We start from the raw sequence: 7,546 nt of genomic DNA on the forward strand, positions 1-7,546 counted from the left end.
AGACAGGCGCCGAAGGACAGCACCAGACCCGAGGCCCCGTGGACCGCGCCGATCCCGCATTTTTCCAGATCAGGCTTGCGACAGATCCCCAAGATCTGGCGGCCGCGCAGCGCCTGCGCTATCGCGTCTTTGTCGAGGAACTGGGAGGCAACGGCCCGCTGGTCGATCATGACTCCCGACTGGAACGGGACGAGTTCGACCCGGTCGTGGACCACCTGTGCCTGGTCGACACCCGGCGCGATGCGCAGGCGCTGGATCACGTCGTCGGCGTTTATCGCCTTTTGCGTAGCGAGGTCGCGCAGCGCTTCGGCCGCTTCTACTGCGACAGCGAATACGACCTGACACCGTTGAGAGACAGCGACCGCCCGCTGCTGGAGCTTGGGCGGTCCTGCGTCGATCCCGCCCATCGTGGCGGCGCCGCGATGTTTCTCATGTGGAACGCGCTGGCCGACTACGTGCTGGACCACGGGATCCAGATCCTGTTCGGCGTCGCCAGTTTTCACGGCACCGATCCGCTGATGGTGGCGCCTTCGCTCAGCTGGCTGCACCATCGCCATCTGGCGCCGGAGGGCCTGCGCCCCCGTGCGCGTCCGGCAGGCTTTCAGCGGATGGACCTGATCCCCGAGGATCGACTGGATCGGCGCGAGGCGATGGTGGCCATGCCCGCGCTGATCAAGGCCTATCTGCGGCTTGGCGGCATGGTCGGAGAGGGTGCCTTCATCGACCGCGACTTCAACACGACCGACGTGTTCCTGCTGATGGACACGGCCGCCATGTCGGCCAAGCACAGGCAGTTCTACGAAAGTCGCTGGCAACCCACATGAGCCTGACCTGGCGCGAGGGCGAACCGCCGCCGCTGCCCGGACCGCAGGGCCTGCGGGAATGGCTGCGCGTGGCCTGCCGCGGTGTGCCTGCGGTCCTGGTCCTGCTGCTGGGCGTCATCTTGATCCTACCTTTGCGCGGGGTCGAGCGGCTGTTTCACGGCCGCCGCCGCCCGTGGACAGGACCGCATGTGCAGATCGTCTGCCGCCTGGTGCTGATCTGTCTGGGCATCGGCTGGCAGCGCCACGGCACGCCCATGCGCGGGCCGGGCGCGGTGGTCGCCAATCATTCAAGCTGGCTGGACATCCTGGTGCTGAACGCAGCGATGCCCGTCTTCTTCGTCAGCAAGTCTGAGGTCGCCACCTGGCCCGGCATCAACATCCTGACCCGCGTGACGGACACGCATTTCGTGACCCGCGATCCGCGACTGGCCCGCGCTCAGGCAGCCGAGTTCGCCGCCCGCATCAGGGCCGGGCACCGGCTGCTGTTCTTCCCAGAGGGAACATCGACCGACGGTCGTCGCGTGCTGCCGTTCAAGGCGACCCTCTTCGAGGGCTTTCTGAACCCCGACCTTCCTGCTGGCCTGGCCATTCAGCCAGTCAGCGCGCTCTATGAAGCACCCACAGGCCGTGACCCCCGATTCTATGGCTGGTGGTCGGACATGGACCTTGCGCCACACCTGCTGACCGTCCTGGCTGCAAAGCGTCAGGGCAGGGCCGTGGTGCGGCTGCATCAGCCGGTCCCCGTCGCCGGACAGAATCGCAAAAGCCTTTCTGCAGCCTGTCATTTGGCGATATCTTCTGACTTCAGGCGGCTGGATATGGGTCTTTAGAATCGGTGACATGGGCGGCTGTCAAGGCCTTGCCACTTCTCCGCCGCCGCTATATCTGGTGCCGAACTCCGAATTTGCCGCTAAGGAATGTGCGATGACCCGCTTTGCTGCCCCTATTGCCGAACAGATCTGGGACATGAAATACCGGATGAAGGACGCCGAGGGGCAACCGGTCGATGGCTCGGTCGAGGATAGCTGGCGCCGTGTTGCGCGCGATCTGGCCCGGGTCGAAGCCGATCCTGCGCAGTGGGAAGATAAGTTCTATTCCGCACTGGAGGACTTCAAGTACCTGCCCGCGGGCCGCATCCTGGCGGGGGCAGGGACGGGGCGTTCCGTGACGCTGTTCAACTGCTTCGTGATGGGTACCATCCCGGACAGCATGTTGGGGATCTTCGACATGCTGAAGGAGGCCGCCCTGACCATGCAGCAAGGCGGCGGCATCGGCTATGACTTCAGCACGATCCGCCCCCGCGGCGCGGCGGTCAAGGGAGTGGCCGCCGACGCATCCGGCCCGCTGTCCTTCATGGACGTGTGGGACGCGATGTGCCGCACGATCATGTCGGCAGGCTCGCGCCGCGGCGCGATGATGGCGACGATGCGCTGCGACCACCCCGACGTCGAACAGTTCATCGAGGCAAAGCAGGACAGCGCCCGCCTGCGCATGTTCAACCTGTCGGTCCTGGTCACCGACGATTTCATGGAGGCCGTGAAGGCCGACGGCCCGTGGGAGCTGACGTTCGAGGGCAAGGTCTTCCGCACCCTGCAGGCGCGCGACCTGTGGAACCGGATCATGAAGGCGACCTATGACTTCGCCGAGCCGGGCGTGATCTTCATTGACCGGATCAACAAGGCCAACAACCTGTCCTATGTCGAGACGATCGCGGCGACCAACCCTTGCGGTGAACAGCCCCTGCCGCCCTATGGCGCCTGTCTGCTGGGGTCGATCAACCTGGCGCGGCTGGTGACGAATCCGTTCACCGATGCCGCCGAATTGGACCCCGAGGCCTTGGACGATCTGGTCCGTACCGCAGTCCGCATGATGGACAACGTAGTCGATGCATCGAAATTCCCGCTGGAGGCGCAGGCCGAGGAGGCCCGCAACAAGCGCCGCATCGGCCTAGGTGTGACTGGTCTGGCCGACGCCCTCTTGATGCTGGGCCTGCGCTACGGCGCCGAAGACGCGGTTGCGCAGACCCGCGTCTGGATGAAGGCTATCGCGCGGTCCGCCTATTTGGCCTCGGTCGATCTGGCCAAGGACAAGGGGGCCTTCCCGCTGTTCGACGCCAAGAAGTACCTGGCCTCGGGCTTCATGTCCAAGATGGACAAGGACGTGCGCGACGCCATCGCCGAGCATGGCATCCGCAACGCGCTGCTGACCTCGATCGCGCCGACCGGCACCATCAGCCTCTATGCGGGGAACGTGTCCTCGGGGATCGAGCCTGTCTTTGCCTATGCCTATACCCGCAAGGTCCTGCAGAAGGACGGGTCGCGGACCGAGGAAGAGGTGGTCGACTACGCCGTCCAGATGTGGCGCGACCTCAAGGGCGATGCTGAGCTGCCTGATTATTTTGTGAACGCGCAGACGCTTGCTCCCAAGGATCACGTCGCCATGCAGGCGGCCGCGCAGGAATGGGTCGACAGCTCGATTTCGAAGACGATCAACTGCCCGGAGGACATCAGCTTCGAGGATTTCAAGGACGTCTACCTGGCCGCCTGGGATCTAGGCTGCAAGGGTTGCACGACCTATCGCCCCAACGAAGTCACCGGGTCCGTCCTGTCGGTCAGCGAAAAGACCGAAAAGGCACCCGAGGCTGACAAGGGCGCCGACGTGGTCTATCTGACCGAGCCGCTCGACCGTCCTGCCGCGCTTGAGGGCGCGACCTACAAGCTGAAATGGCCGGGATCCGAGCACGCGATCTACATCACGGTCAACGACATCATCCACGGCAACCACCGCCGGCCGTTCGAGATCTTCATCAACTCGAAGAACATGGAGCACTATGCCTGGACCGTTGCGCTGACGCGCATGGTTTCGGCCGTCTTCCGCCGCGGCGGCGACGTGTCCTTCGTGGTCGAAGAGTTGAAGGCGGTCTTCGACCCCCGCGGCGGGGCCTGGATGCAAGGGCGCTATGTCCCCTCGATCTTGGCAGCCATCGGCGGTGTCATCGAACGCCACCTGATCGAGACGGGCTTCCTTGCTGGCGAGGGCCTTGGCCTGAAGGCCGATCCCAAGGCCGAGGTCATGGCTGTCGGCGAAGCCCCGCGCGGCCCGTCCTGCCCCAGCTGCGGTCAGTTCGGCATGCGCATGGTCGAAGGCTGCATGACCTGTCCAAGCTGCGGACACTCCAAGTGCTCATGAGGCAAAGCTCATTGGCTTGTGTCTGAACCGACCACCATAACTTGGCCATCTGACCGGGTCAGATGGCCATTCGACAAGCAAATCGTGTCAACCACGGAGTCGCAGACGGCCGCACCTCGTGTTGCTCAACTTCCTCTGCCGAAAAAGGGCGTCACCCGCAAACCAACCGTGCGAGAACCTTCGGGGAACAAAAACTACCTGTAGCGTTTCCATGCCATCCGAAACCATATATATTGTGCCCCAGAGCAAGTTGGTTGAGGGAGGCATTCGGACGAGCTTAAAGGGAAGGAGTTCGACATGCCCTTGATGATACTGCACCTGGTCTCGACGCGCTGCTCCTTGGCACAGCGCTTGCACTCGAGCTCAGTGATCGAGACCACCGCGTTACCGAGAAGCGCTACCAGCTAATCCCGGAACACCTGCAACGGCCCGCCAGCCGACTTCGTCATTACATGGACGACGCTCTCGTCTACGCCCAGGGCTCACGAGCGATCGGCGCAACGATCATCGATGGAGCAACGGACGACCGGTTCGATCTCGATGCTATCCTCGAATTCAAGCGGCCCCACGGTTGGTCGATTTCGGATGTGCTGGACGAGTTGTTCACAGCGCTCCACGGCTTTCCCGATGTCCAGGAAATCGCGCGTTGCACACGATGTGTCCAGCTGAAGTTCGCCTTCATGCATCTGGATGTGACGCCGATGGACCCTCACAGGGAGCCTCGCCCGCTTCGGTCCGGCGTGATCTACCACAGTCCGGACGACAGGGGTGATCAGCTCTTCCCAGCCAACCCTTATGGGTTTGCCGACTGGTTCCGGAAGCAGGTTGCCCTCCCGAGCCGCGCATTCAGCGACCACGTGAAGGCGATGCGTGCGAAGATGGGGATCAGAGATCGCCTGGCTACCGGCTCGATCATGGCTGATGCGGACATCGATGCGCTGCCTGCTCGTCGGAATCCTCTTCGAGACGCGCCGCAGGTCATCGCCCTCAAGCTGATGAAGCGTTACCTGAACCTCCGCTACGCGAAGCGTAGCCTGAAGCGCCCCATCTCGATCTACCTGTCCAAGATCGCGGCTCTGGTTCCGCCGAACGAGAACGGACTGTGCGCGCATTTGGAGAGCTACGCGCTCGACCTCGAGCGCCGAGTCCACATGTCCATGGTCACCGGAATTCCGCTCGACGAGAAAAACCCTGCACCGCCGCACGAGAAGTTCAACGATCGCCGGCCGGCCTCGAACGAAGACCTGCGCGTCTTCCGTGATGATCTCCGGCATCTCGTCGCTGAGCTCGGGCGGGCCCGAGCTTCGAACTTCACCGATGTCCGCAAGATCTTCGACGATCTCTTCGGCGAGAGGGTTAGCGAAAAGGTTGTCCGCTGCTACCTCGACAGCCATCGCGGGCTTTCAATCCCGAGCGCCTTCGAGCCAGCGAAAGGCTTCGTGGCCGCCCCCGCCCTGCTGACGCCTGCCGCTGCGAAGGCAGCGCCTACGTCGAAAGCACCCGCGCATCATTTCCACTCCGGCCGCCTGCCGAAATGAAGGCCACCGCGCGACCAAAATCGCGCGAGGCACAGGCCGAGCGCATGCGGGAGGTTTGGCCCGGGCTGAAGCCGCTGACCGTGCTCGCGGACGGTCGGATCATCTGGATTGGGCCGGTCCGTGGCTTCCAAATGAGCTACAAGGTTTCGGTCGTCTGGAACCCAGAGAGGACGACTCCTCCACTGGTTTTCGTCCGGCAGCCAATGATAGCTCCGCGTCCCGGCACCGGCTGGATCGACATTCCGCATCTGCTCTACGACCCGGAGTCGCCCAAAGACTCCGCGCTCTGCCTGTTCGACCCGGACCAGAACGAGTGGTGCAGTTCGATGTGGATCTCCGACACGATCGTCCCATGGGCTTCGGAATGGTTGCATCACTACGAGCTCTGGCACTTCGACGGGGTATGGCGCGGTGCCAACGCCCCAGGACCCATCTCGATCGGAGCCGGGATGAACAGGTCTGAAAAGGAATTGCAGAATGTCGAGAGGGCGTGACGCCACTCAACCCACCCGGCTGGTTGTCTGGGGCCGTGCTGCCGGTCGCTGCCAGTATACCAACTGCGGCGAGGAGCTCGCGGGGGATCTGATAACGGGCGATTTGGCCAAGAACCATGCCTACCTGGCCCACATCATCGCGTCGAACCCCGATGGGCCGCGCGGTCATCCCGTCCTGTCGCACGAGAAGTCCGACGATCCTGACAACCTCATGCTGCTGTGCGACCGGCATCACCGCGAGATCGATGATAAGAGTAAGCTGGACATCTACACCGTCGACGTCCTCATCGAGATGAAACGACGTAACGAGGAACGGATCGCTCGAGCGCTCAAAGACCCTGATGCGCCGTTGGCGCACATCCTCAGAATCTCATCAGCCGTCGGTGACAACGAAACAGCCATTCCTCGGCGGGCCTGTGCTCGTGCGATGACACCGCAGTTTGTCATCGCGGATCGGCACCCGATCGACATCTCGATCCGCGGCATGGAGCACAAGGATTCCGATCCGGCCTATTACGATATCGAGATGGCCAACCTTCGCCGGGTCTACGACCGAGAAATCCGGGGGCGCTTCAGGGACGGCGACCTTGAGCATCTTGCTGTGTTCGGCTTTGCTTCCATCCCGGTGCTCATGGAACTTGGCCGGCTTCTCTCGGACCTCAGCGGCGTCACGGTCTTCGGTCGGCACCGCGAACCTCAGCCGGGCTGGGGCTGGCCGGACGACTCGCCGGATCTCTCATTTACAAGGCGGAAGGGTTCTCCCAAGCACAAGCGTGTGGCGCTGAAGCTTGCCGTATCGGCGGAGATCTCGGATAACCGCGTGAGGTCAGTGCTTGGCGATGACGTGTCGATCTGGGAGATCCGCAGTTCAGAGTTCGGCACTAACGTGCTGCGCAATCAGTCCGCGCTGAGCGATTACAGAAAGCTCGTTGGCCGAGTCTTCGACGAGATCAAGACGGAACACGGACCCGACGCCCGCCTGTCTGTCTTTCCCGCAGTGCCGACGACTTGCGCAATTGAATTCGGGCGTGTGTGGCAGGCCAAGGCGCATCCCGCTTTCGAAATCTACGATGAAACACCTTCCGGCTTTGTGCGGAGACATCGAATTTCGAGCAAGCCCCGGACTTAAAGCCAATGCGCACCGACAGATGGTTCATCATCATCGGCGACCAACAGATGATTTGAAAGCGGCTGCGTGGTTCTGGAATTTCCTTTTCTGTAGGGAGCCATGGTCTCTTCAAGGGCATAGGATTCTCCCTCTCTTGTAGTCACTTCAAGCTGAAAATAGTTGCCGTATGCCCAGCGCAAGCGAGAACCGGCGTTCTCGAACTCGCGCGAGATGAAATGATTTCGAACGTGACGAAGTTGATCGACTCCGGCATGGCGTTGTTGCGCAACTCATGCCTGAGGCGTGATGGCCCCTTTCCCCGTCGGCGTCATGCCACGCGGACGATCTCAGCGGTGCCGAGCGCATTGAAGCGGTTGATGAGGGCGATGCGGA

At 62.5% G+C, this 7,546-nt stretch carries 6 protein-coding genes; all 6 read left to right on the forward strand.

What is annotated here, in order from left to right; all coding sequences use genetic code 11:
• The first annotated feature begins 38 nt into the window (after positions 1-38).
• The 6 genes from OC184_RS11115 to OC184_RS11140 all read left to right on the forward strand — a co-directional run bounded on the left by OC184_RS11115 (position 39) and on the right by OC184_RS11140 (position 7,174).
• Positions 39-824 (forward strand): GNAT family N-acyltransferase, encoded by a 786-nt coding sequence (locus OC184_RS11115; protein WP_265507264.1) that lies wholly within the window; start codon positions 39-41, stop codon positions 822-824.
• Positions 821-1,654, forward strand: a complete 834-nt coding sequence (locus OC184_RS11120; RefSeq protein WP_265507265.1) for a lysophospholipid acyltransferase family protein — start codon at positions 821-823, stop codon at positions 1,652-1,654. Before OC184_RS11115 ends, OC184_RS11120 begins: the two co-directional genes overlap by 4 nt.
• Before the next feature lie 94 nt (positions 1,655-1,748).
• Complete coding sequence (locus tag OC184_RS11125; protein WP_265507266.1) at positions 1,749-4,013, forward strand: adenosylcobalamin-dependent ribonucleoside-diphosphate reductase; 2,265 nt, start codon at positions 1,749-1,751, stop codon at positions 4,011-4,013.
• A 452-nt stretch (positions 4,014-4,465) separates the two neighbouring features.
• Positions 4,466-5,551, forward strand: coding sequence for a nucleotidyltransferase family protein (locus OC184_RS11130; protein ID WP_265507267.1), 1,086 nt, complete (start codon positions 4,466-4,468; stop codon positions 5,549-5,551).
• Complete coding sequence (locus tag OC184_RS11135) at positions 5,548-6,045, forward strand: hypothetical protein (RefSeq protein WP_265507268.1); 498 nt, start codon at positions 5,548-5,550, stop codon at positions 6,043-6,045. The genes OC184_RS11130 and OC184_RS11135 overlap by 4 nt, the downstream gene beginning before the upstream one ends.
• Positions 6,029-7,174: an HNH endonuclease gene (locus OC184_RS11140; RefSeq protein WP_265507269.1), complete on the forward strand. Its 1,146-nt coding sequence runs from the start codon at positions 6,029-6,031 to the stop codon at positions 7,172-7,174. The genes OC184_RS11135 and OC184_RS11140 overlap by 17 nt, the downstream gene beginning before the upstream one ends.
• Positions 7,175-7,546: the final 372 nt, after the last annotated feature.

The sequence above is a fragment of the Paracoccus rhizosphaerae genome (assembly GCF_026162645.1).
In the GTDB taxonomy this organism is placed as follows: domain Bacteria; phylum Pseudomonadota; class Alphaproteobacteria; order Rhodobacterales; family Rhodobacteraceae; genus Paracoccus; species Paracoccus rhizosphaerae.

Coding starts and splice junctions, on each gene's coding strand:
- OC184_RS11120 (WP_265507265.1), top strand. CDS start 821: ATGAGCCTGACCTGGCGCGAGGGCGAACCGCCGCCGCTGCCCGGACCG.
- OC184_RS11125 (WP_265507266.1), top strand. CDS start 1,749: ATGACCCGCTTTGCTGCCCCTATTGCCGAACAGATCTGGGACATGAAA.
- OC184_RS11130 (WP_265507267.1), top strand. CDS start 4,466: ATGGACGACGCTCTCGTCTACGCCCAGGGCTCACGAGCGATCGGCGCA.
- OC184_RS11135 (WP_265507268.1), top strand. CDS start 5,548: ATGAAGGCCACCGCGCGACCAAAATCGCGCGAGGCACAGGCCGAGCGC.
- OC184_RS11140 (WP_265507269.1), top strand. CDS start 6,029: ATGTCGAGAGGGCGTGACGCCACTCAACCCACCCGGCTGGTTGTCTGG.